The 22,941-nt window shown below is 51.6% G+C and carries 17 protein-coding genes and 1 pseudogene; 11 read left to right on the plus strand and 7 right to left on the minus strand.

Annotated features, from left to right (window positions below; all coding sequences use genetic code 11):
- Positions 1-13 precede the first annotated feature (13 nt).
- The 8 genes and pseudogenes from ispG to On2M_RS05555 all read left to right on the plus strand — a co-directional run bounded on the left by ispG (position 14) and on the right by On2M_RS05555 (position 8,532).
- Positions 14-1,132 (plus strand): flavodoxin-dependent (E)-4-hydroxy-3-methylbut-2-enyl-diphosphate synthase, encoded by a 1,119-nt coding sequence (gene ispG / locus On2M_RS05520; protein WP_016154000.1) that lies wholly within the window; start codon positions 14-16, stop codon positions 1,130-1,132.
- A 110-nt stretch (positions 1,133-1,242) separates the two neighbouring features.
- The gene (gene hisS, locus On2M_RS05525; RefSeq protein WP_151224082.1) at positions 1,243-2,517 is read left to right on the plus strand and encodes a histidine--tRNA ligase; all 1,275 of its coding nucleotides are present in this window, start codon (positions 1,243-1,245) and stop codon (positions 2,515-2,517) included.
- A 13-nt stretch (positions 2,518-2,530) separates the two neighbouring features.
- The gene (locus On2M_RS05530; RefSeq protein WP_151217653.1) at positions 2,531-3,151 is read left to right on the plus strand and encodes a YfgM family protein; all 621 of its coding nucleotides are present in this window, start codon (positions 2,531-2,533) and stop codon (positions 3,149-3,151) included.
- 10 nt (positions 3,152-3,161) lie between these two features.
- On the plus strand, positions 3,162-4,340 hold the full coding sequence (bamB, locus tag On2M_RS05535) for an outer membrane protein assembly factor BamB (protein ID WP_151217652.1): 1,179 nt from the start codon (positions 3,162-3,164) through the stop codon (positions 4,338-4,340).
- 117 nt (positions 4,341-4,457) lie between these two features.
- On the plus strand, positions 4,458-5,930 hold the full coding sequence (gene der / locus On2M_RS05540; RefSeq protein WP_079939511.1) for a ribosome biogenesis GTPase Der: 1,473 nt from the start codon (positions 4,458-4,460) through the stop codon (positions 5,928-5,930).
- A gap of 300 nt (positions 5,931-6,230) precedes the next feature.
- Positions 6,231-7,772, plus strand: a complete 1,542-nt coding sequence (locus On2M_RS05545) for a peptide MFS transporter (RefSeq protein ID WP_151217651.1) — start codon at positions 6,231-6,233, stop codon at positions 7,770-7,772.
- Positions 7,773-7,835: 63 nt separating this feature from the next.
- A pseudogene (locus On2M_RS24180) lies at positions 7,836-8,099 on the plus strand (oxidoreductase); the annotation flags it as partial.
- Positions 8,100-8,316: 217 nt separating this feature from the next.
- Positions 8,317-8,532 (plus strand): zinc ribbon domain-containing protein, encoded by a 216-nt coding sequence (locus tag On2M_RS05555; RefSeq protein WP_210904482.1) that lies wholly within the window; start codon positions 8,317-8,319, stop codon positions 8,530-8,532.
- Here On2M_RS05555 and xseA read toward each other — a convergent pair.
- Entirely contained in the window at positions 8,529-9,902 is a 1,374-nt protein-coding gene (xseA, locus tag On2M_RS05560) for an exodeoxyribonuclease VII large subunit (protein ID WP_210904483.1), read from the minus strand. The two genes, On2M_RS05555 and xseA, sit on opposite strands and share 4 nt — an antisense overlap.
- A gap of 160 nt (positions 9,903-10,062) precedes the next feature.
- Between xseA and guaB the strand changes: the two genes are divergently transcribed.
- Positions 10,063-11,529, plus strand: a complete 1,467-nt coding sequence (gene guaB / locus On2M_RS05565; protein WP_187253548.1) for an IMP dehydrogenase — start codon at positions 10,063-10,065, stop codon at positions 11,527-11,529.
- A gap of 63 nt (positions 11,530-11,592) precedes the next feature.
- Positions 11,593-13,170 carry a glutamine-hydrolyzing GMP synthase gene (gene guaA / locus On2M_RS05570; protein WP_048224996.1) on the plus strand — a complete coding sequence of 526 codons (1,578 nt, stop codon included), beginning with the start codon at positions 11,593-11,595 and terminating at the stop codon, positions 13,168-13,170.
- A gap of 92 nt (positions 13,171-13,262) precedes the next feature.
- On the opposite strand, the gene mscS is transcribed toward guaA, so the two are convergent.
- The gene (gene mscS / locus On2M_RS05575) at positions 13,263-14,141 is read right to left on the minus strand and encodes a small-conductance mechanosensitive channel MscS (RefSeq protein ID WP_151217647.1); all 879 of its coding nucleotides are present in this window, start codon (positions 14,139-14,141) and stop codon (positions 13,263-13,265) included.
- Between the two features lie 363 nt (positions 14,142-14,504).
- Positions 14,505-14,708 (minus strand): YfgG family protein, encoded by a 204-nt coding sequence (locus tag On2M_RS05580; protein ID WP_151217646.1) that lies wholly within the window; start codon positions 14,706-14,708, stop codon positions 14,505-14,507.
- 349 nt (positions 14,709-15,057) lie between these two features.
- Between On2M_RS05580 and On2M_RS05585 the strand changes: the two genes are divergently transcribed.
- Entirely contained in the window at positions 15,058-17,328 is a 2,271-nt protein-coding gene (locus On2M_RS05585; RefSeq protein ID WP_210904484.1) for a sensor domain-containing phosphodiesterase, read from the plus strand.
- On the opposite strand, the gene ppx is transcribed toward On2M_RS05585, so the two are convergent.
- The 4 genes from ppx to purM form a co-directional block, all read right to left on the minus strand.
- Positions 17,308-18,849: an exopolyphosphatase gene (ppx, locus tag On2M_RS05590; protein WP_187258609.1), complete on the minus strand. Its 1,542-nt coding sequence runs from the start codon at positions 18,847-18,849 to the stop codon at positions 17,308-17,310. The two genes, On2M_RS05585 and ppx, sit on opposite strands and share 21 nt — an antisense overlap.
- Positions 18,850-18,853: 4 nt before the next feature.
- Positions 18,854-20,920, minus strand: coding sequence for a polyphosphate kinase 1 (ppk1, locus tag On2M_RS05595; protein ID WP_003037917.1), 2,067 nt, complete (start codon positions 20,918-20,920; stop codon positions 18,854-18,856).
- Positions 20,921-21,132: 212 nt separating this feature from the next.
- Positions 21,133-21,774, minus strand: coding sequence for a phosphoribosylglycinamide formyltransferase (gene purN, locus On2M_RS05600; protein WP_101741993.1), 642 nt, complete (start codon positions 21,772-21,774; stop codon positions 21,133-21,135).
- Positions 21,771-22,808, minus strand: coding sequence for a phosphoribosylformylglycinamidine cyclo-ligase (gene purM / locus On2M_RS05605; RefSeq protein ID WP_003838485.1), 1,038 nt, complete (start codon positions 22,806-22,808; stop codon positions 21,771-21,773). Before purM ends, purN begins: the two co-directional genes overlap by 4 nt.
- Positions 22,809-22,941: the final 133 nt, after the last annotated feature.

A 22,941-nucleotide genomic window follows, 5' to 3' on the forward strand; every position in this document is an offset into this window, starting at 1 on the left:
GGGAGATTTTTTAATGCATAACCAGGCTCCAATTCAACGTAGAAAATCGACACGAATTTACGTTGGGAACGTGCCGATCGGCGATGGCGCTCCCATCGCCGTACAGTCGATGACCAATACGCGTACCACAGATGTGGAAGCAACGGTTAATCAGATTAAAGCGTTGGAACGCGTAGGCGCAGACATTGTTCGTGTCTCTGTACCGACAATGGATGCAGCAGAGGCGTTCAAGCTTATCAAACAGCAGGTTAACGTCCCGCTGGTTGCCGATATTCACTTCGACTATCGTATCGCGCTGAAGGTGGCGGAATACGGCGTTGATTGCCTGCGTATTAACCCAGGCAATATCGGCAACGAAGAGCGCATTCGCATGGTGGTTGACTGCGCTCGTGATAAAAATATTCCGATCCGCATCGGCGTTAATGCCGGTTCGCTGGAAAAAGATCTGCAGGAAAAATACGGAGAACCGACGCCGCAAGCGCTGCTGGAATCTGCTATGCGCCATGTGGATCACCTCGATCGCCTCAACTTCGATCAATTCAAAGTCAGCGTTAAAGCGTCTGACGTTTTCCTCGCCGTAGAGTCTTATCGCTTGCTGGCGAAACAGATTGATCAGCCGTTGCATCTGGGGATCACCGAAGCCGGTGGTGCACGCAGCGGGGCGGTAAAATCCGCGATCGGTTTAGGGTTGCTGCTGTCTGAAGGGATCGGCGATACGCTGCGCGTTTCTTTGGCTGCCGATCCGGTGGAAGAGATCAAAGTTGGCTTCGACATCCTGAAATCGCTGCGCATTCGTGCGCGCGGGATCAACTTTATCGCTTGCCCAACCTGCTCGCGTCAGGAGTTTGACGTTATCGGCACGGTGAACGCGCTGGAGCAACGCCTGGAAGATATCATTACGCCAATGGATGTTTCGATCATCGGTTGCGTGGTAAACGGCCCTGGTGAAGCGCTGGTTTCTACGCTGGGCGTGACGGGCGGTAACAAGAAAAGCGGTCTGTATGAAGACGGAGTGCGTAAGGACAGACTCGATAACGACGACATGATTACGCAGCTTGAAGCCCGCATTCGTGCTAAAGCAAGTATTCTGGACGAAGCGCGTCGTATCGACGTGCAGCAGCTTGAAAAATAACAACGTGATGGGAAGCGGCGTGCTTCCCGTGTATGATTGAACCCGCATGGCGCCCGCATTGTTCGGGTTAGCGCTGAGGTTTCATTTTTATATTCATAAAGAGAATAAACGTGGCAAAAAACATTCAAGCCATTCGCGGCATGAACGATTATCTGCCTGGCGAAACCGCCATCTGGCAGCGCATTGAAGGCACTCTCAAAAACGTGCTCGGCAGCTATGGTTACAGTGAAATCCGCTTGCCGATTGTAGAGCAGACCCCGTTATTCAAACGCGCGATTGGTGAAGTCACCGACGTGGTTGAAAAAGAGATGTATACCTTTGAGGACCGTAATGGCGACAGCCTGACGTTGCGTCCTGAAGGGACTGCGGGCTGCGTACGCGCCGGCATCGAACATGGTCTCCTGTACAATCAGGAACAGCGTCTGTGGTATATCGGGCCGATGTTCCGCCACGAACGTCCGCAAAAAGGGCGCTATCGTCAATTCCATCAGTTGGGTTGCGAAGTTTTTGGCCTGCAAGGCCCGGACATCGATGCTGAACTCATTCTGCTGACCGCCCGCTGGTGGCGTGCGCTGGGTATTTCCCAGCATGTGAGACTTGAACTGAACTCCATTGGTTCGCTTGAAGCACGTGCGAACTACCGTGATGCGCTGGTCGCTTATCTGGAACAGTATAAAGATAAACTGGACGAAGACTGTAAGCGCCGCATGTACACCAACCCGTTGCGCGTGCTCGACTCCAAAAACCCGGAAGTACAGGCACTACTCAACGATGCGCCTGCGCTGGGCGACTATCTGGATGACGACTCGCGCGAGCATTTTGCAGGCTTGTGCAAACTGCTGGAATCCGCAGGTATTGCCTACACCGTCAATCAGCGTCTGGTTCGTGGTCTTGATTACTACAACCGTACCGTATTTGAGTGGGTCACCACCAGCCTGGGCTCACAAGGTACCGTGTGTGCAGGTGGTCGTTATGACGGTCTGGTAGAGCAACTTGGCGGCCGCGCAACGCCGGCGGTAGGCTTTGCTATGGGCCTTGAACGACTTGTTTTGTTAGTTCAGGCAGTTAATCCGGAATTTAACGCAGATCCTGTTGTCGATATATACCTGGTCGCTTCAGGGGCAGACACGCAGTCAGCGGCAATGCGACTTGCAGAACGTCTGCGCGATGAAGTTCCTGGTGTGAAACTGATGACAAACCACGGCGGCGGCAACTTTAAGAAACAGTTTGCCCGCGCCGATAAGTGGGGCGCCCGCGTTGCACTAGTACTGGGCGAGTCCGAAGTGGCTGACGGTACTGTTGTAGTGAAGGATTTGCGCTCTGGTGAGCAAACGGCAGTAGCGCAGGATAGCGTTGCCGCGCATTTGCGCACTCTATTGGGCTAAGGAGAAGGACAGCGTGGAAATTTACGAGAACGAAAACGACCAGGTTGATGCGGTAAAACGCTTCTTTGCTGAAAATGGCAAAGCGCTGGCTGTTGGGATCATTTTAGGGGTTGGCGCGCTGGTTGGCTGGCGTTACTGGACCAGCCATCAGACAGAGTCCGCACGCTCTGCTTCTCTGGCTTATCAAAATACGGTGACTGCGGTTAGCGCGGGTAAACCGGATAGCATTCCTGCTGCAGAGAAATTTGCCGCAGAGAACAAAAATACTTACGGCGCGTTAGCTTCACTGGAACTGGCGCAACAGTTTGTTGACCAAAATGAACTAGAGAAAGCTGCAAGCCAATTGCAACAAGGCTTAGCTGCGACCAGCGATGAAAATCTCAAAGCGGTGATTAACCTGCGTCTGGCTCGTGTTCAGGTTCAGCTTAAACAGGCTGATACCGCGCTGAAAACGCTCGACACCATTAAGGGTGAAGGGTGGGCGGCCATTGTTGCCGATCTACGCGGTGAAGCGTTGCTGAGCAAAGGCGACAAACAAGGCGCGCGTAGCGCATGGGAAGCGGGCGTGAAAAGCGATGCCTCTCCTGCTCTGAGCGAAATGATGCAGATGAAAATCAATAATTTGTCCATCTGAGAGGGACCCGATGCAATTGCGTAAATTACTTCTGCCAGGGCTGCTTTCTGTTACCCTATTGAGCGGCTGTTCACTGTTTAGTGGCGAAGAAGATGTCGTTAAGATGTCCCCATTACCGGTGGTTGAAAACCAGTTTACTCCGTCCACTGCATGGAGCACCTCTGTAGGCAACGGTATTGGTGATTTCTATTCCAATCTTCATCCTGCGCTGGCGGATAATGTTGTCTATGCAGCTTCACGCGCCGGTGTCGTGAAAGCGTTGAATGCAGACGACGGTAAAGAAGTCTGGTCTGTTAATCTGGGTGAGAAAGACGGATGGTTCTCCCGTGCATCAGCACAGCTTTCTGGCGGTGTCACCGTATCCGGCGGGCATGTTTATATCGGCAGTGAGAAAGCGCAGGTTTATGCGCTGAACACCAGCGACGGTACCACCGCATGGCAGACGAAAGTTGCCGGGGAAGCGCTGTCTCGTCCGGTTGTTAGCGATGGCATGGTGTTGATCCACACCAGTAACGGCCAACTGCAAGCCTTGAACGAAGCTGACGGCGCCATCAAATGGACCGTTAACCTCGATATGCCTTCTCTGTCACTGCGCGGAGAATCTGCGCCAGCGACCGCTTTTGGCGCTGCCATTGTCGGTGGCGATAATGGTCGCGTAAGCGCCGTGCTGATGCAGCAGGGCCAGATGATTTGGCAGCAACGCATTTCGCAGGCGACAGGTCCAACGGAAATCGATCGTCTGAGCGACGTTGATACCACACCGGTTATCGTCAATGGCGTTGTTTACGCGCTGGCTTATAATGGTAACCTGACGGCGCTGGATCTGCGTAGCGGTCAGATCATGTGGAAACGTGAACTGGGCTCGGTGAATGATTTTATCGTCGACGGTAACCGTATCTACCTGGTTGACCAGAACGACCGCGTACTGGCGCTGACCACCGACGGCGGCGTGACGCTGTGGACGCAAAGCGATCTGCTGCACCGTCTGCTGACGTCCCCGGTATTGTATAACGGCAATCTGGTTGTGGGTGATAGCGAAGGCTACCTGCACTGGATCAACGTTGACGATGGCCGTTTTGTTGCCCAGCAGAAAGTTGACAGCTCTGGTTTCCTGACTGAGCCGGTCTCTGCTGATGGTAAACTGCTGATCCAGGCGAAAGACGGTACGCTGTACTCTATTACGCGTTAATCGTCCCGGCCGCTCGCTTTGAAAAACGGCTCCTGGATGCAGGGGCCGTTTTACTGTTTTTAACAACGGCGCAAAATGCGCCCGTTGTCTGATGATTTTTTAAATGAGGCTTTAAACATGGTACCTGTGGTCGCGCTTGTCGGGCGCCCTAACGTTGGCAAATCCACGTTATTTAACCGTCTAACTCGCACCCGAGATGCGCTGGTTGCGGATTTCCCGGGTCTGACTCGTGACCGTAAGTACGGTCGTGCGGAAATTGAAGGCCGCGAGTTTATCTGTATTGATACCGGCGGTATTGATGGCACCGAAGACGGTGTTGAAACTCGTATGGCGGAACAGTCGCTGTTGGCTATTGAGGAAGCGGACGTTGTGCTGTTCATGGTGGATGCGCGTGCTGGCCTGATGCCTGCAGATGAAGCTATTGCGAAGCATCTGCGTTCGCGCCAGAAACCGACGTTCCTGGTCGCCAACAAAACTGACGGACTCGATCCTGACCAGGCGGTTGTTGATTTTTACTCACTGGGGTTGGGCGAAATTTATCCGATCGCGGCGTCTCATGGTCGTGGCGTTCTTAGCCTGCTGGAACATGTTCTGCTGCCGTGGATGGATGACGTTGCTCCGCAGGAAGAAGTGGACGAAGACGCGGAATATTGGGCGCAACTGGAAGCCAAAGAAAACGGCGAAGAAGAGCCTGAAGACGATTTCAACCCGCAGGATCTGCCGATCAAACTGGCGATTGTTGGTCGTCCGAACGTAGGTAAGTCCACGCTTACTAACCGTATTCTCGGCGAAGATCGTGTGGTGGTTTACGACATGCCGGGGACCACGCGTGACAGTATTTATATCCCAATGCAGCGTGATGAACGCGAATATGTGCTCATCGATACCGCAGGCGTGCGCAAGCGCGGCAAAATTACCGAAGCGGTAGAAAAATTTTCAGTTATCAAAACGCTGCAGGCGATTGAAGACGCCAACGTGGTGATGCTGGTGATTGACGCGCGCGAAGGTATTTCCGATCAGGACCTGTCGCTGCTGGGCTTTATCCTCAATAGTGGACGCTCACTCGTTATCGTAGTCAATAAGTGGGATGGCCTGACACAGGAAGTGAAAGAGCAGGTCAAAGAGACGCTGGACTTCCGTCTGGGCTTTATTGATTTTGCGCGCGTACACTTTATCTCTGCGCTGCACGGCAGCGGTGTCGGTAATCTGTTTGAATCGGTCCGTGAAGCGTACGACAGCTCCACCCGCCGCGTTAGCACCGCGATGCTGACTCGCATCATGACCATGGCGGTAGAAGATCATCAGCCGCCGCTGGTGCGTGGTCGTCGCGTTAAGCTGAAATATGCTCACGCCGGTGGTTATAACCCGCCAATCGTGGTGATCCACGGCAATCAGGTTAAAGACCTGCCGGATTCGTACAAGCGCTATCTGATGAACTATTTCCGTAAATCTTTGAACGTGATGGGGACGCCGATCCGCATTCAGTTTAAAGAAGGAGAAAACCCGTTTGCTAACAAACGCAATACGTTGACTCCCACTCAGATGCGTAAACGTAAGCGTTTGATTAAGCATATTAAAAAAAGCAAGTGATCGTTGCTTGATGCTGATAAAAACCCGCGCTTGTCGCGGGTTTTTTTCGTTAATTCATCGCCAGCCTCAACCCGTGCGATGTCAATTACTATTCGTTTTTTACCAAGTTTAAATCTAAGAAAGTAGACATTTGTCGAGTTTTCATCTTAAAGTCCGGGGTCTGGTACTAGACAAAACTAGTCTTAGGTTATCAAATGGTTAAATAAATTTTCGCCGCATGTAAAAAATCGGTCAGATACGTAACTGACTGGCGTACATCGCGGTGTCTACACGCACGACGACATAACTTTCGGGAGAATTATGCAATCCTCTGTTAATCAAAAAGAAAGCCGAACTTTCTTCGGCCATCCTTATCCGCTCGGCTCGCTGTTCTTCACAGAGATGTGGGAGCGTTTCTCGTTTTATGGCATTCGCCCGTTACTGATCCTGTTTATGGCGGCTACCGTTTATGACGGCGGCATGGGGCTGGCGCGTGAAAACGCCTCGGCGATCGTGGGTATCTTTGCCGGTACGATGTACCTCGCCGCGCTGCCGGGCGGCTGGTTGGCGGATAACTGGCTCGGTCAGCAAAAAGCAGTGTGGTACGGTTCCATTCTGATTGCGCTCGGCCATCTGTCGATTGCGCTCTCGGCCATCATGGGGAACAACCTGTTTTTTATCGGCCTGATGTTTATCGTGCTCGGCTCCGGTCTGTTTAAGACCTGTATTTCGGTCATGGTAGGCACGCTGTATAAAAAAGGCGATGCGCGCCGCGACGGCGGTTTCTCGCTGTTCTACATGGGCATCAACATGGGGTCGTTCATCGCGCCGCTGATCTCCGGCTGGCTGATTAAAACCCACGGCTGGCACTGGGGTTTTGGTATTGGTGGCATCGGGATGCTGGTCGCGCTGATTATTTTCCGTGTTTTTGCCGTTCCGTCGATGAAGCGCTACGATAGCGAAGTCGGTCTGGATTCCACCTGGAATAGTCCTGTTGTGAAACGTAACGGCGTGGGCGCGTGGCTGCTGGCGCTGGCCGTCGGCGTGGTGGTTATCGTTACGCTGATTGCGCAGGGCGTGATTGTGATAAACCCGGTCGCGGTTGCCAGCATGCTGGTGTACGTGATCGCCGCATCCGTTGCTCTCTACTTCATCTACCTGTTTATCTTTGCTGGTCTGAATCGTAAAGAGCGCGCCAGACTGCTGGTTTGTTTTATCCTGCTGGTCTCCGCCGCGTTCTTCTGGTCGGCGTTTGAGCAAAAACCAACCTCGTTTAACCTGTTCGCCAATGACTACACTAATCGTATGATCGGTGATTTTGAAATCCCGGCGGTTTGGTTCCAGTCAATCAACGCGCTGTTTATCATTCTGCTGGCACCTGTGTTTAGCTGGGCGTGGCCGAAGCTGGCGAGCATGAACATTCGTCCGAGCAGCATCACCAAATTTGTTATCGGTATTCTGTGTGCAGCGGCAGGTTTTGGTCTGATGATGCTGGCGGCGCAAAACGTGCTGAGCAACGGCGGGGCAGGCGTTTCACCATTCTGGCTGGTGGGCAGTATTCTGATGCTTACGCTTGGCGAACTGTGTCTGAGTCCGATTGGTCTGGCAACCATGACGCTGTTGGCACCGGAAAGAATGCGTGGGCAGATGATGGGTCTGTGGTTCTGCGCCAGTGCGCTGGGTAACCTGGCCGCGGGTCTGATTGGTGGTCATGTGAAGGCTGACCAACTGGATATGCTGCCGGATCTCTTCGCGCGCTGTTCGATTGCGCTGCTGATCTGCGCTGCAGTACTGATCGTCCTCATTGTTCCGATTCGTCGCATGCTGGAAAATACGCAAACTAAACCGGTGACCAGCGCCTGATACCACCTCGTTTGTGCCGGGGCAGACGTTGTGTCCCGGCCATTTAATTTTCGAGGTAAGAACATGCTGTTTGGGTTTGTTGGCCTTGGCGCAGTCGTTGAAACGGCATACTTGCCTGCATTACATAACCTCTTTAGTGATTCACTACGCTGAGCGGGTTTTGATGTTCGCTCCACTAAACAGCCTGCAGGCGTGACGCGTTGCACATCCTTCGAAGAACTGCTTACTCAGCCTTTTGATATCTTGTTTATCACGACCTTTTCCCTGCACCATCTTGAGGTGTTTGAACAAGTCCAGGCCTTTCCCATCGCATGTACCGTGGTTGAAAATTCACTGGCGATCTGGCTCAACAAATATGCGGGACCTGATGGCGGACAAAAGGTCTGCGGATTTATCTTCGCGACGGGAACATCATCAGCCATGACCGATGCGGTGCGGAAGAAGTGGAGTGCCTGCTAACGTTACAACAGCAGTTACGTGGGCCACATTACGCGCATGGTGTTAAAATAAAAACAAGAATACATTTTCTGTACAAGGACACGATATGTCGATTACATGCCCGGATTGTCATGCTGAGCTGGAGCCACAAAACGGTGTGGCGCACTGCGAGCAGTGTCACAAAGATATTCAGCTGGAAGCGCGTTGTCCGGAATGCCATTTGCCACTGCAAGTGTTAAAAGCCTGCGGCGCGGTGGATTATTTCTGTCAGAATGGCCATCGGCTGATTTCGAAGAAACGCGTGGAGTTTGCGCCGGTTTAATCCGGCTTTTTCTTACGCGATTTCTTTGCCACCGTTACGCCTTTCACTTCGCTCTCTACCCAACCATCAGACAGTCGGGTGGTGAGCACATCACCGGCCTTCACCTGTTTGGTTTGCTTCAGCACTTTGCCGTCTGTCGCGGTAGTGACGCTATAACCACGTGCCAGCGTGGCCAGCGGGCTGACGGCTTCCAGATGCGTGACCGCATTGCCAAAACGTTCTCGCTGCTCGCTGACGCGCGAGCGAATATTTTCCGCCAGTCGGTATTCCAGTTGTTGAATACGTGTTTGCGTGCGGTGGATACGCGGCTGCAGGTTTTGCTGATTCAGACGCTGTAGTATGCGCTGTTGACGCTGATTCGCCTGTTTGATCTTATTCTCAAGTGCGAAGTTCATTCTCTGACGCAGTCGTTCCAGCACGGTCTGCTGGCGGGCCAGACGCAACTGCGGATGCTGTTGTTGCAGGCGGTGAAAAAGCTGGGTAAATCGACGAGTTCGGTTGGCGAGATAGTAGTCCATCGCCATCTCCAGACGCTGCTGACCATGCTGAATTTGACGCAGCAGTTCAAGTTGGTTGCGGCTGACAATCTCCGCCGCGGCTGATGGCGTGGGCGCTCGCAGATCGCCGACAAAATCGGCAATAGTGACGTCAGTTTCGTGGCCGACGGCGCTGACTACTGGAATGTTGCTGGCAAAGATCGCTCGCGCTACACGTTCGTCGTTAAAGCTCCATAAATCTTCCAGCGAGCCGCCGCCGCGTCCGACGATTAATACGTCGCATTCGTTGCGGGCATTCGCCAGCTCAATGGCGCGTACAATTTGTCCTGGCGCATCATCGCCCTGGACTGCGGTCGGGTAGATAATAACGGGCAGGGAAGGGTCGCGACGCTTCAGGACGTGAAGAATATCGTGCAGTGCAGCCCCGGTTTTAGAGGTGATAACCCCGACGCAGTGGGCCGGTGAGGGCAGTGTTTTTTTGAATTGCTGATCGAACAGCCCTTCAGCCTGCAGTTTGGCCTTCAGTTGCTCATATTTTTGCTGCAACAAGCCTTCGCCAGCTGGCTGCATGCTCTCGACGATTATCTGGTAGTCCCCACGCGGCTCATACAATGTAATGTTGGCGCGTACCAGTACCTGTTGCCCGTGCTGTGGGCGGAACGTTACCCTGCGGTTACTGTTGCGAAACATCGCGCAGCGAACCTGAGCGGTGTCATCTTTGAGCGTGAAATACCAGTGACCCGAGGACGGCTGAGTGAAATTGGATATTTCACCGCTGATCCATACTTGCCCCATTTCCTGCTCAAGCAGCAAACGAACCGTCTGATTCAGGCGGCTTACGGTAAAAATTGAGGTGGTCTGAGAGGATAACATGTGAGCGGGATCAAATTCTAAATCAGCAGGTTATTCAGTCGAAAGTAACATGCCCACAGAGGAGCGCAAGGTTTTTTTGCAAAAAAGTGTGGATGCAATCGGTTACGCTCTGTATAATGCCGCGGCAATATTTAATAACCTCCCAGGTGAGATATTGCCCATGCTACGTATCGCAAAAGAAGCCCTGACGTTTGACGACGTCCTCCTCGTTCCCGCTCATTCTACCGTTCTGCCGAATACTGCTGACCTCAGCACCCAGTTGACGAAAACCATTCGCCTGAACATTCCTATGCTCTCCGCAGCAATGGACACCGTGACGGAAGCGCGCCTGGCAATTGCTCTGGCCCAGGAAGGCGGCATCGGTTTTATCCACAAAAACATGTCCATCGAGCGCCAGGCGGAAGAAGTTCGCCGCGTGAAGAAACACGAATCTGGCGTGGTAACTGACCCACAGACCGTACTGCCAACCACCACGCTGCGCGAAGTGAAAGAACTGACCGAGCGTAACGGTTTTGCAGGCTACCCGGTTGTGACGGAGGATAACGAACTGGTCGGCATCATCACCGGTCGCGACGTACGTTTTGTGACCGATCTCAGCCAGCCAGTGAGCGTTTACATGACCCCGAAAGAGCGTCTGGTGACCGTTCGCGAAGGTGAAGCGCGTGATGTTGTTTTTGCCAAAATGCACGAAAAACGCGTTGAAAAAGCGTTGGTTGTTGATGACAGCTTCCATCTGCTCGGCATGATCACCGTTAAAGATTTCCAGAAAGCAGAACGTAAACCTAACGCCTGTAAAGACGAGCATGGTCGTCTGCGCGTTGGCGCTGCTGTCGGCGCGGGTGCTGGTAACGAAGAGCGTGTTGACGCGCTGGTTGCCGCGGGCGTTGACGTACTGCTGATTGACTCCTCTCACGGTCACTCTGAAGGCGTATTGCAGCGTATTCGTGAAACTCGCGCTAAATATCCGGATCTGCAGATCATCGGCGGTAACGTTGCAACGGGCGCAGGCGCTCGCGCACTGGCGGAAGCCGGCTGCAGCGCGGTTAAAGTCGGTATCGGCCCTGGCTCCATCTGTACGACTCGTATCGTGACCGGCGTAGGTGTACCGCAGATCACCGCTGTTTCTGACGCCGTTGAAGCGCTGGAAGGCACCGGTATTCCGGTTATCGCCGATGGCGGTATTCGCTTCTCCGGCGACATCGCGAAAGCAATCGCTGCGGGTGCTGCTGCAGTCATGGTGGGTTCCATGCTGGCGGGTACCGAAGAATCCCCGGGCGAAATCGAACTGTACCAGGGCCGTTCTTACAAATCATACCGCGGTATGGGCTCTCTGGGTGCGATGTCCAAAGGCTCCTCCGACCGTTACTTCCAGAGCGATAACGCTGCTGACAAACTGGTCCCGGAAGGTATCGAAGGCCGTGTCGCGTATAAAGGCCGCCTGAAAGAGATCATCCACCAGCAGATGGGTGGCCTGCGCTCCTGTATGGGCCTGACCGGCTGTGGTACTATCGACGCGCTGCGCACTCAAGCAGAGTTTGTACGCATCAGCGGTGCGGGTATTCAGGAAAGTCACGTTCACGATGTGACCATCACCAAAGAGTCCCCTAACTACCGCATGGGCTCCTGATAAGTTTCCGCGCCCGGCTATATGCCGGGCGAATTTGTTTCACTTGCCTCGGAATTAGCGTCAATGACAGACAATATTCATAAACATCGCATTCTCATCCTCGATTTCGGCTCGCAGTATACTCAGTTGGTTGCACGTCGCGTACGTGAACTGGGCGTCTACTGTGAACTGTGGGCATGGGATGTTACGGAAGCACAAATTCGCGAATTCAACCCAAGCGGTATCATTCTTTCCGGTGGTCCGGAAAGCACCACCGAAGCAAACAGCCCGCGCGCGCCAGAATACGTTTTCAATGCCGGTGTGCCGGTATTCGGCGTCTGCTACGGCATGCAGACTATGGCAATGCAGCTCGGTGGTCATGTTGAAGGATCTAACGAACGTGAATTCGGCTATGCGCAGGTAGAGGTTCAGACCGACAGTGCGCTGGTGCGTGGTATTGAAGACTCCCTGACCGCCGACGGCAAACCGCTGCTGGACGTATGGATGAGTCACGGCGATAAAGTGACCGCTATCCCGGAAGGTTTCGTTACTGTCGCCAGTACCGACAGCTGCCCGTTCGCCATTATGGCGCACGAAGAAAAACGCTTCTACGGCGTGCAGTTCCACCCGGAAGTGACCCACACCCGTCAGGGCATGCGTATGCTGGAGCGCTTTGTGCGCGATATCTGTCAGTGTGAAGCGCTATGGACGCCGGCAAAAATTATCGATGACGCCGTTGCCCGCATTCGCGAGCAGGTTGGCAATGATAAAGTGATTCTCGGCCTGTCCGGTGGCGTGGACTCCTCCGTGACTGCGATGCTGCTGCACCGTGCAATCGGTAAAAACCTGACCTGTGTGTTCGTTGACAACGGTCTGCTGCGCCTGAACGAAGCCCAGCAGGTAATGGATATGTTTGGTGACCACTTTGGACTGAACATCGTTCACGTTGAAGGCGAACAGCGTTTCCTGGACGCGCTGAAAGGTGAGAACGATCCGGAAGCGAAACGTAAGATCATCGGCCGCGTATTCGTTGAAGTGTTCGACGAAGAAGCGCTGAAACTGGAAGATGTGAAATGGCTGGCGCAGGGTACTATCTACCCTGACGTGATTGAATCCGCGGCTTCCGCCACCGGTAAAGCGCACGTCATTAAATCTCACCATAACGTCGGCGGCCTGCCGAAAGAGATGAAGATGGGTCTGGTTGAACCGCTACGTGAGCTGTTCAAAGACGAAGTGCGTAAGATTGGTCTGGAGCTGGGCCTGCCATACGACATGCTGTACCGTCACCCGTTCCCGGGGCCGGGTCTCGGCGTGCGTGTACTGGGCGAAGTGAAGAAAGAGTACTGCGACCTGCTGCGTCGTGCGGATGCTATCTTCATTGAAGAATTGCACAAAGCTGACCTGTACAACAAAGTCAGTCAGGCGTTCACCGTGTTCCTGCCGGTGCGTTCCGTTGGCGTCATGGGCGATGGCCGTAAGTACGACTGGGTTGTTTCCCTGCGTGCTGTTGAGACCATCGACTTTATGACCGCCCACTGGGCGCATCTGCCGTATGACTTCTTAGGCCGAGTCTCTAACCGCATCATCAACGAAGTTAACGGTATTTCCCGCGTGGTGTATGACATCAGCGGTAAGCCGCCAGCTACCATTGAGTGGGAATAATATCTCTCTCCGTTAGCGGTTTTTGAACGGTAATATGTCAAACCCTCTTTAACAGAGGGTTTTTTATTGCGCTCACACCGGAGAACAACTTATTAATCAACTAACTGTAGCTGGGGAGGAGATTGGGGTGACACATTCTCCACGCGGATATCCATCTGCGGATACGGCAGGGCAATATGGTTAGCGTCCAGGGCTTCTTTAATGTTTTCCAGCAGATCGTAATAGGTATTCCAGTATTCGATGTTGGGTACCCATACGCGGACGTAAAAATTCAATGCTGAAGCGCCCAGTTCGCCCAGACGAACGGTTACTCCACGTTGCTTATCGATGCGGCTATCCTGCTCGATAATCTGGTTAATCACGCGCTTAACATCTGCTATCCGGGTCTGATAGCCCACGCCAATCACCAGATCGATCCGACGAAAAGGGTGGCGGGAATAGTTAATGATATTGTCAGCGATGATCTTACCGTTTGGAATGACCACTTCTTTACTGTCGGCGGTGAGCAGGGTGGTGGAGAAAATATGTACCTTTTCCACCGTTCCGGTGACTGCGCCAATTTGTACCACTTCTCCGGCGCGGAAAGGACGCAGGGAGACCAATAGTACGCCAGCGGCAAAGTTGGAAAGCGATCCTTGTAGCGCGAGCCCAATGGCCAACCCGGCGGCACCAATGACGGCAATAATGGAGGATGTTTCGATACCGACGCGACCCAACGCGGCAACAACGGCGAAAGCGAGGGTAATGTAACGTACCAGCGCGGTGAAGAACTGGATAATGGTTCGGTCAACTTTACGTTTTAACAGTAACTTTTCCAGACCACTGGAGAGCAGGCGAGAGACAAATTTACCGACAAACAGTAAAATTACGGCGGCAACGATATTCCACCCGAATTGAATAACCGCATCGCTGTGTCCAGCGATCCATTCAAGACCGCTGCTTATTTTCGGAAATAATGAAAAACCACTCATGGTAAAACCCTGTAGAATTTAAAATGGTAATGATTCAAATAAGCATTTAATTCCATACATAATATTAATGCTTTCATCTGTGATATTTTTTGGCGATATTAATTGACGTCTATTTGAACACGGTGTGTTTTTTTATACCCAGTCAATCGGAACGTAAAAATCAGCGCGAATGGTGCGGTGAAGTGGGATTAAAAGATTGTGCATTTGTGCGAAAACACGGTTTATCATCCGATAACTCCGTGCGAGTGGTGGGTAAGGCAGCGTTTTGTTTCATCACTTAAATCCCTTACCGGATGGTTAAATGTCAGGCGATTAGCCATCCGGTAAGGAATCTTAATGCTGAGATACTACAGGCGCGAGCGATCAGCGCACGTCGGTTTGAGCAGGAGATGCCTGTTGCGGCTGGGTGATCTGCTGAGATTCTTTTTTGTTCTGGTGGTGCTGCCACGCACCTATAGCGGAGTAGACGAAGCGTCCGAAGAAGAAGAGAAAGCTGATAAGCAGTACGATCCGGATCATGCGACTATTAAATCGATGTCGTTTGCGTAGGCTGGTAACCTGGCTCACAAAAGGTTCCTTGTAGTGTACCCAACTGAGGGCGATATTCACATTAAGGCATACTGTGGGGCAATGGTCAATTTTTCGTTATGTAAAATTGCTTCAGTTGTTTCATCCTCATATGTTATGAAAATTAATATTATTATTTGCATTAATAATGAATTAACGATAAGAAACGATGAAAAGAGTAATAATTGATTAATGAGAGTCTTTTTTTTTGATATATGTCAAACGTCACTGTTTGATGATAACTAAAATCGATGAGACATCGTAATGTATTTAACTTTATCGTTTAGAGTCAGGTGGGATGCCTGTCTGAATACCCCCTGCAGGATGTGCGGGATTCTACTGAGCATCTATGAAACTCAAAAAACATTATATTGGTATGAGAGATAGATGGTGGGCGTTACCTCTCATCTTACCATCTTTGCTGTTGCCTATATTGAGCACTGCTAATACCTATGCCCATATTAGTTCTGGGACCGTAATTCTTTTCTACATGCCTTTGGCGTTGATGATTAGCCTGATGCTATTTTTTGGCTGGGCGGCATTGCCGGGAATTATCATTTCCATTATCTGCTACAAATATCCGCAGGTTGGGTTATTTGAAACGCTCTCAATAATTTCGCACTTTATTGTTACGATAGTGCTGAGCTGGGGAGGGTATAAAGTATTTGCTCCCCGGCGGAACAACGTATCTCACGGTGACTCTCATCTGATGTTTCAGCGCATGTTTTGGCAGGTCTTCTGCCCGGCGACGCTGTTTCTGATCCTCTTCCAGTTTGCCGCGTTTGTGGGCGTTTATGAGAGTAAATCCGGCATGGTGGGGGTTATGCCCTTTAATACTGGCACGCTGATCAACTATCAGGCCATGCTCGTCGGGAATTTGGTTGGGGTTCCTTTGTGCTACTTTATTATTCGCACGATCCGCAACCCTTTGCATGTCAGAGGCTATTTTTCTCAATTAAAGCAGCAGTTTGATAACAAAGTTACCAAAACCGAGTTTGCGATCTGGCTGATTATATTGGCTGTACTTATGGCATTACTGTGTATGCCGTTAAATGAACAAAGCTCAATATTTAGCACAAATTATACGCTGTCGCTGTTGCTACCCGTCATGCTCTGGGGAGCAATGCGTTACGGCTACAGATTTATTTCGCTGATATGGTCTGTCGTACTTATTACCGCAATTCATTATTACCAGCGTTATATGCCCTGGTATTCTGGCTACGATACCCAGCTTGCCATTACCTCGTCGAGTTATCTTGTTTTCTCCTTCATCGTGAACTTCATTGCCGTACTGGCAACGCGCCAACGCTTTGTTACCCGGCGCAATCATCGTCTGGCATTCTTTGATCCGATGGTGCATCTGCCAAATTTGCGCGCATTGAACCGGGATTTGAAAAAAACGCCATGGTCAGTACTCTGCTTTTTGCGTGTTCCGGGCATGGAGTTACTGGTAAAAAATTACGGCATTATGCTGCGTATCCAGTACAAGCAAAAACTCTCACAGTGGATAACGCCACAGTTGGAACAGGATGAGCATGTCTATCAGCTATCGGGTAATGACTTAGTTTTGCGTTTTAACACCGAGTCTCATCAGGAGCGCATTGAGGCCCTGGACAGGCATATCAAGCAGTTCCGTTTTATTTGGGATGGCATGCCTTTACAGCCGCAGGTGGGGATCAGTTTTTGCTATGTCCGTTCTCCTGTTAACCATATCTATCTGTTACTGGGAGAGTTAAGCACCATTGCCGAACTTTCTCTGGCGACCAATGCGCCAGAGAACTTGCAGCGCCGGGGCGTAATGCACTTGCAACGTGATCTGAAAGATAAGGTTGCGATGATGAATCGTCTACAGCAGGCGCTGGAGCACAATCGTTTTTTCCTGATGGCGCAGCCGATTTCTGGCGTACGCGGCGATGTTTATCATGAAATCCTGCTGCGTCTTGAGGGGGATGACGGTGAAACCGTCGCCCCTGATTGCTTCTTGCCGGTCGCGCATGAGTTTGGCTTGTCGTCCAGTATTGATCTATGGGTGATTGAAAATACGCTGAAGTTTATGGCGCAGAATCGGGAAAAAATGCCCGCCCGTCGGTTTGCCATTAACTTGTCACCCACGTCGATATGTCGCGCCCGACTTCCGCATGACATCAACCAGCTACTGGTTAAGTACAAGGTTGAAGCATGGCAGTTGATCTTTGAAGTTACGGAAAGCAACGCCTTAACCAATGCGGAACAGGCACAGGCAACGTTACTGCAGCTGCAATCTATGGGCTGTCAGATTGCGATTGATGATTTTGGCACCGGATACGCCAGCTATGCGCGGCTGAAGAATGTGAATGCCGATATCCTGAAAATTGACGGCAGCTTTATACGCAATATCGTTTCGAACAGCCTCGACTACCAAATCGTGGCTTCTATTTGCCATCTGGCGCGGATGAAAAGAATGCAGGTGGTTGCAGAGTATGTTGAAAGTGAAGAAATACGCAGTGCGGTAATTTCGCTGGGAATTGATTACATGCAGGGATATTTGATTGGTAAACCCCTGCCATTGCATGAAACGCTGGAAGAACAGGCGCCAGTTGAACTGGCACCTGCTGAGAGTTTATGCGGCGATATCGGGTGAGCTTTCTTCTTCAATTTTGAGACGCCAGCCGGTTACGCCCTCCCAGTATTGCTGCTCTTTTTCCAGATCGAGCAACACCAGCGCATTTTGGCTAAACCAGTCATGCGGGAAGCGTAAGGTCCAGTGGTTGTCGTCGGTTATCAGAGTCAGGGATGGCGGCGTAGTAGTCGCCTGGCGCTGATTATTCAGCAGCACGCCCAGGCGCAACAACTGAATTAACGGCAGAAACTGTTTTTTCTTGAACAACGTAAAGCGAGGCAAGTCATCCAGTTTCACCGCTTTGCGATGATAACGAACTAATGTTGCCATCATCAGCTGTTGTTCCTGATTGAACCCCGGTAAATCGCTGTTTTGTAAGATATAAGCAGAGTGGCGATGTAAACCGCTGTGGTTGATGTTCAGCCCAACCTCATGCAGCATCGCTGCCCAGCGCAGTAACGCTTCCAGTTGAGGATTGGCCAGTTTTGGCTGCTGCGTATGCCACTGGTCGTACATTTTCATCGTCGTTTCCAGCACGCGCCGGGCCTGTTCGCTGTCGATGTTGTACTGATTCGCCAGACTGCTGGCGGTACGGCTGCGAACGTCCTGGTGGCGAAAACGTCCTTCCATCTCATACAGCACGCCTTCGCGTAGCGCGCCATCAGAAAGGCGAAGTTCGCGGATCGCCAGTGCGTCAAAAACGCCGCACAGAATCGCGAGCCCGGGAACAAATACCGCCTTTCGCTCCTCTGACAGCCCCGGCAGGCTGAGCGCATCAAATGAGGCATGCTTCAGCACTTCAGATGTCAGTTTGTCCAGGCGTTCGGGGGTGATAAAACCGTCTTTTTCACCCATCTCCAGCAGCACTTCGTGTGCCGCTTTAATCGTGCCTGACGCGCCCATTGCGACATTCCAGCCCTGAATGCGAAACTGCCACGTTAAGGTTTCGAGCTTCTGCGCTGCTGCCATGCGGGCACGCTGAAAGTTTTCCCGGTTGATGACACCGCCCGGGAAATACATCTGGGCAAAACTGACGCAGCCCATACGGCGGCTTTCGACCAGCCTGGGCTCGAAATCTTCGCCGATCACCAGTTCTGTTGAGCCACCGCCGATATCAATAACCAGCTTGCGGCCTTTTTCCGGCTGGGTGTGTTCCACACCCATAAAAATCAGTCGGGCTTCTTCATTACCGGAAATAATCTCAATCGGGTAGGGGATGACTTTTTCTGCTCGCTTGAGAAAATCGGTCGCATTTAGCGCCTGACGTAAAGTATGGGTTCCCACGATGCATACGCTTGACGGGGGAAAGCCCTGCAGACGTTCGGCAAATAGCGACAGGCAGCTTAATCCGCGTTCCATTGCCTCTTCGCTCAGTTTGTTATCTTCGCCGAGGCCATCCGCCAGGTGAACGCGTTGTTTCAGTCGTCCGATTATCTGCATTGCGCCATCAACCACGCGGGCAATGACCATATGGAAACTGTTTGAACCAAGGTCGACCGCAGCAAATTCTTGCGGCCGTGGAGTCTTGTCGTGTATTGGCATAGCGTTAGTCAGGTTGCTCGAGTGATTTGATGTAATCGTAAATCGCCAATTGTGACTGAACTTTACGGCGGTTTCCGCGCGGTACGTAGCGATTACTGAGTTCTTTATCGATGAAGCGAGCCTTCACCGTGTCGCTGAACAGGATATCGATAATATCCAGCACGCGCTGCTTAAGACGAGGGTCCAACAGCGGAGTGGCGACCTCGATACGATAGTCGATATTGCGGGTCATCCAGTCTGCGGAGGAGAGGTATACCTGCTTATCGCCACCGTTTTCGAAAATATAAACCCGGTCGTGTTCAAGGTAGCGGTCAACAATGCTTATCACGCGAATATTGTCACTGATACCTTCCAGGTTTGGGATCAGAGAACACATACCGCGAATCAACAAATTAACCGGTACGCCTGAGCTTGAGGCCGCATAGAGACGATCAACCAGGCCTTTATCGACCAGGTTATTCAGTTTTAGTGTGATACCAGAAGGTTGGCCTTGCTGTGCATTAGCGATCTCTTTGTCGATCATCGCGTACAGCAGACGGCGTGAGTTCTGCGGAGAAACCAGCAGATAATCGAACGTCACCGGACGATACGGGTTTTCGATGAAGTTGAAAACCCGGCGAACCTCGTTGGTGATGCGCGAATCAGCGGTAAGCAACGAGTAGTCGGTATACAGTCGCGCCGTTTTTTCGTTGAAGTTGCCCGTCCCGATATGCGCATAGCGCACGACTTCATCACCTTCTTTACGTGAGATAAGGAACAGTTTGGCATGAATTTTCAGACCCGGCGCAGAGAAGATAACGTGAACGCCCGCTTCGGTAAGACGTTTGGCCCAATGGATATTGGCTTCTTCATCAAAGCGCGCCTGTAATTCCACGACCACGGTCACTTTTTTACTGTTATGCGCGGCATGGATCATCGCGTCAATAATGCGCGAGTCTTTTGCTACACGGTAGATATTGATCTTTATCGCCAGTACGCTTGGGTCGAAGGAGGCCTGACGCAATAGTTCGAGAACATGCTCAAAGGTGTGATATGGGTAATACAGCAGTACATCGCGTTCACGGATTGCATCAAATCCGTTACGGAATTTCTCGTTGTCGAACCAGATGTGGCGCAGACGTGGCAGCGGTTTATTTACCAGGTTGGCTTTGCCAACGTTGGGGAAGTTAATAAAGTCTTTGAAGTTATGGTAACGCCCGCCTGGCACAATCGAATCGTAGCGAGAAATCGTCAGTTTTTCACGCAGTACCTCAACCAGCGCATTGGGCATGTCGCGCTGATAGACGAAGCGTACAGGCTCTGCGGTCAGACGCTGTTTCAGGCTGGATGACATCAGCTCCATCAGGCTCGATTCCATCTCGTGCACCAAATCGTATTCAGCGTCACGGGTCATTTTCATCGAATAGGCGTTCAGTGCATCGTAATCAAAGAATCCTTTGAAAATGTCGTCAAGGCAGTAACGTAAGATGTTGTCCAGGAGGATCATCGGTTTGCGACGGCGCGGAGTTTCCGGCGGCAGATTCACAAAACGGGGAACCTTATCAGAAGGGATTTCCAGCAGCGCGTAGCGGATTGTATCGCCACGGATAATTTCCACAGCCAGATAGGTGTAGTCATCTTTCAGAAACTGAACTAAATCCGTCTCGCGATTAATCAGAATCGGCGTAATGTGCTGGCGGAGATATTGCTTGAAGTAATGGCGTAACCAGCTCTGTTGATTGGCCGACAGCTGACGTTCGTTGATGAGGAAAATCTGATTGCGCGCCATCTCCAGCAACAACTCGTTGTACAGTCCGTCAAATTCCTGATCGGCTTTTAATACGCGAGCCTGGATTTTGCCCAACAGATGGCGGGAGTGAGAGTTTGAACCCTGTTCTTCGCTAATAATGATTCGGCGCTTCAGTTCGGCAAAGCGAACCTTGTAAAATTCGTCGAGGTTGTTGGAATAGATGCCTAAGAAACGCATCCGTTCGATCAACGGGTTTGATTTATCAGCAGCTTCCTGGAGTACGCGTTCGTTGAACGCTAACCAACTGAGTTCTTTCTCTATGTATAGCTTTTCCTGACCCATTACCACTTTTACTCCGTTTCATTCACGGGACACTACCGATTTATTATGGCGAGCATTGCTCTCAGATGTCCAACTGTGCCAGAAAAATATGACAATAAACCGTCTGATAGCAAAGAGAAAGGGGGAGCATAGATGAATACCGGAGATGTTAACCGGAAAAGGTATTTATGCCTGTAGACCGGAGGGTGAGATCCGGTTTACAGGTTTTTTTATTATTCGTCGGCGGCGTAACCTTGTGGCGGCAGACGAACGCCGTCCAGCCATGCAGCGTTATCACGCATCTTCAGTCGACCATCGGTAAACCAGCTTACCACCAGCGGATAAATGGTGTGCTCCTGGGCCTGAACCCGTGCCGTGACATCATCTTCGCTGTCGCCTTCAAATACCGGAACCTTGGCCTGGAGAATAACCGGTCCACCGTCCAGTTCATCGGTGACGAAGTGGACGGAGGTCCCATGCTCTTCATCGCCATTTTCCAGCACCTGACGGTGCGTGTGCAGGCCTGGATACTTCGGCAATAAAGACGGGTGGATATTCAGCAATCGTTCAGAATAGTGTGCGACAAACGCCGGGCTGAGGATGCGCATATAACCGGCCAGCACCACCACATCGGGTGCCCAGGCGTCAATCTCTTGCATCAGTTGGCGGTCGAAGGCTTCGCGACTGGCAAACTGGGCGGCTTCCAGCGAGTACGCCGGAATATTCGCTTCGCGTGCGCGTTCAAGGCCGAACGCATCGGCCTTGTTACTGAATACTGCACGTATGGTGCCATTGATTTTTTTCTGTTCGCAGGCGTCAATTATCGCCTGCAAATTGCTTCCGTTGCCGGAAATGAGCACCACAATGTTTTTCATTCAATAACCACACGCTGTTCGGAATCAGAAGCTTTGATGATACCGATTTTCCATGCGTTTTCACCTTTCTCATTGAGCAAAGCCAGGGCTTTGTCCACTTCCGGAGCTGGCAGGGCGATAACCATGCCTACGCCGCAGTTAAAGGTGCGATACATCTCATGCTGGCTAACGTTACCCGCCGTTTGCAGCCAGTTGAAGACGGCTGGCCATTGCCATGAAGATTCGTCGATCACGGCCTGCGTGTTGTCTGGCAGAACGCGTGGAATATTTTCCCAGAAACCGCCGCCGGTCAGATGGGCAATGGCATGCACATCAACCTTCTCGATCAGTTCCAGAATGGATTTTACGTAAATGCGGGTCGGGGCCAGCAAGTGATCGGCCAGCGACTTGCCTTCGAGCTCGGTGGTTTCCGGGTCACAACCGCTGACTTCAACAATTTTACGCACCAGAGAGTAGCCGTTGGAATGCGGACCGCTGGAGCCGAGCGCAATCAGTACGTCGCCGTCAGCCACTTTAGAACCGTCGATAATTTCTGATTTTTCGACGACGCCAACACAGAAGCCCGCCACATCGTAATCTTCGCCGTGGTACATCCCCGGCATTTCTGCCGTTTCCCCGCCGACCAGTGCACAGCCAGACTGCAGACAACCTTCGGCAATCCCGTTAATGACGCTGGCTGCGGTATCTACATCCAGTTTGCCGGTCGCATAGTAGTCGAGGAAAAACAGCGGCTCAGCACCCTGAACGACAAGATCGTTCACGCACATAGCGACAAGGTCAATACCGATAGTGTCGTGACGTTTCAGATCCATTGCCAGACGCAGTTTTGTGCCAACGCCATCAGTGCCGGAAACCAGTACCGGTTCACGATATTTTTGCGGCAATGCGCACAGCGCACCGAAGCCACCCAGACCACCCATAACTTCCGGACGACGCGTTTTCTTTACTACGCCTTTGATTCGATCAACCAGAGCATTACCTGCATCAATATCAACACCGGCATCTTTGTAGCTAAGAGAGGTTTTATCGGTCACTGCCTGCTTCCCCACATGTTTACTTGCAGTAAAAGTTAAATTCGGCGCAATTCTAACAGGGAAAGCAAACGTTTGCGAGCCTGCTCTGCATCAAGTTTTATCTGCTGATTTTTTCAGCATTTTACAATCATTT

Origin of the sequence: Citrobacter sp. On2M, assembly GCF_018035235.1 — a bacterium.
GTDB classification, from domain to species: Bacteria; Pseudomonadota; Gammaproteobacteria; order Enterobacterales; family Enterobacteriaceae; genus Citrobacter; species Citrobacter meridianamericanus.

What these genes read in the sequence shown, in the direction of transcription:
- ispG (WP_016154000.1), top strand. Translation starts at nt 14, where the DNA reads ATGCATAACCAGGCTCCAATTCAACGTAGAAAATCGACACGAATTTAC.
- bamB (WP_151217652.1), top strand. Translation starts at nt 3,162, where the DNA reads ATGCAATTGCGTAAATTACTTCTGCCAGGGCTGCTTTCTGTTACCCTA.
- der (WP_079939511.1), top strand. Translation starts at nt 4,458, where the DNA reads ATGGTACCTGTGGTCGCGCTTGTCGGGCGCCCTAACGTTGGCAAATCC.
- On2M_RS05545 (WP_151217651.1), top strand. Translation starts at nt 6,231, where the DNA reads ATGCAATCCTCTGTTAATCAAAAAGAAAGCCGAACTTTCTTCGGCCAT.
- On2M_RS05555 (WP_210904482.1), top strand. Translation starts at nt 8,317, where the DNA reads ATGTCGATTACATGCCCGGATTGTCATGCTGAGCTGGAGCCACAAAAC.
- xseA (WP_210904483.1), bottom strand. Translation starts at nt 9,902, where the DNA reads ATGTTATCCTCTCAGACCACCTCAATTTTTACCGTAAGCCGCCTGAAT.
- guaB (WP_187253548.1), top strand. Translation starts at nt 10,063, where the DNA reads ATGCTACGTATCGCAAAAGAAGCCCTGACGTTTGACGACGTCCTCCTC.
- guaA (WP_048224996.1), top strand. Translation starts at nt 11,593, where the DNA reads ATGACAGACAATATTCATAAACATCGCATTCTCATCCTCGATTTCGGC.
- mscS (WP_151217647.1), bottom strand. Translation starts at nt 14,141, where the DNA reads ATGAGTGGTTTTTCATTATTTCCGAAAATAAGCAGCGGTCTTGAATGG.
- On2M_RS05585 (WP_210904484.1), top strand. Translation starts at nt 15,058, where the DNA reads ATGAAACTCAAAAAACATTATATTGGTATGAGAGATAGATGGTGGGCG.
- ppx (WP_187258609.1), bottom strand. Translation starts at nt 18,849, where the DNA reads ATGCCAATACACGACAAGACTCCACGGCCGCAAGAATTTGCTGCGGTC.
- ppk1 (WP_003037917.1), bottom strand. Translation starts at nt 20,920, where the DNA reads ATGGGTCAGGAAAAGCTATACATAGAGAAAGAACTCAGTTGGTTAGCG.
- purN (WP_101741993.1), bottom strand. Translation starts at nt 21,774, where the DNA reads ATGAAAAACATTGTGGTGCTCATTTCCGGCAACGGAAGCAATTTGCAG.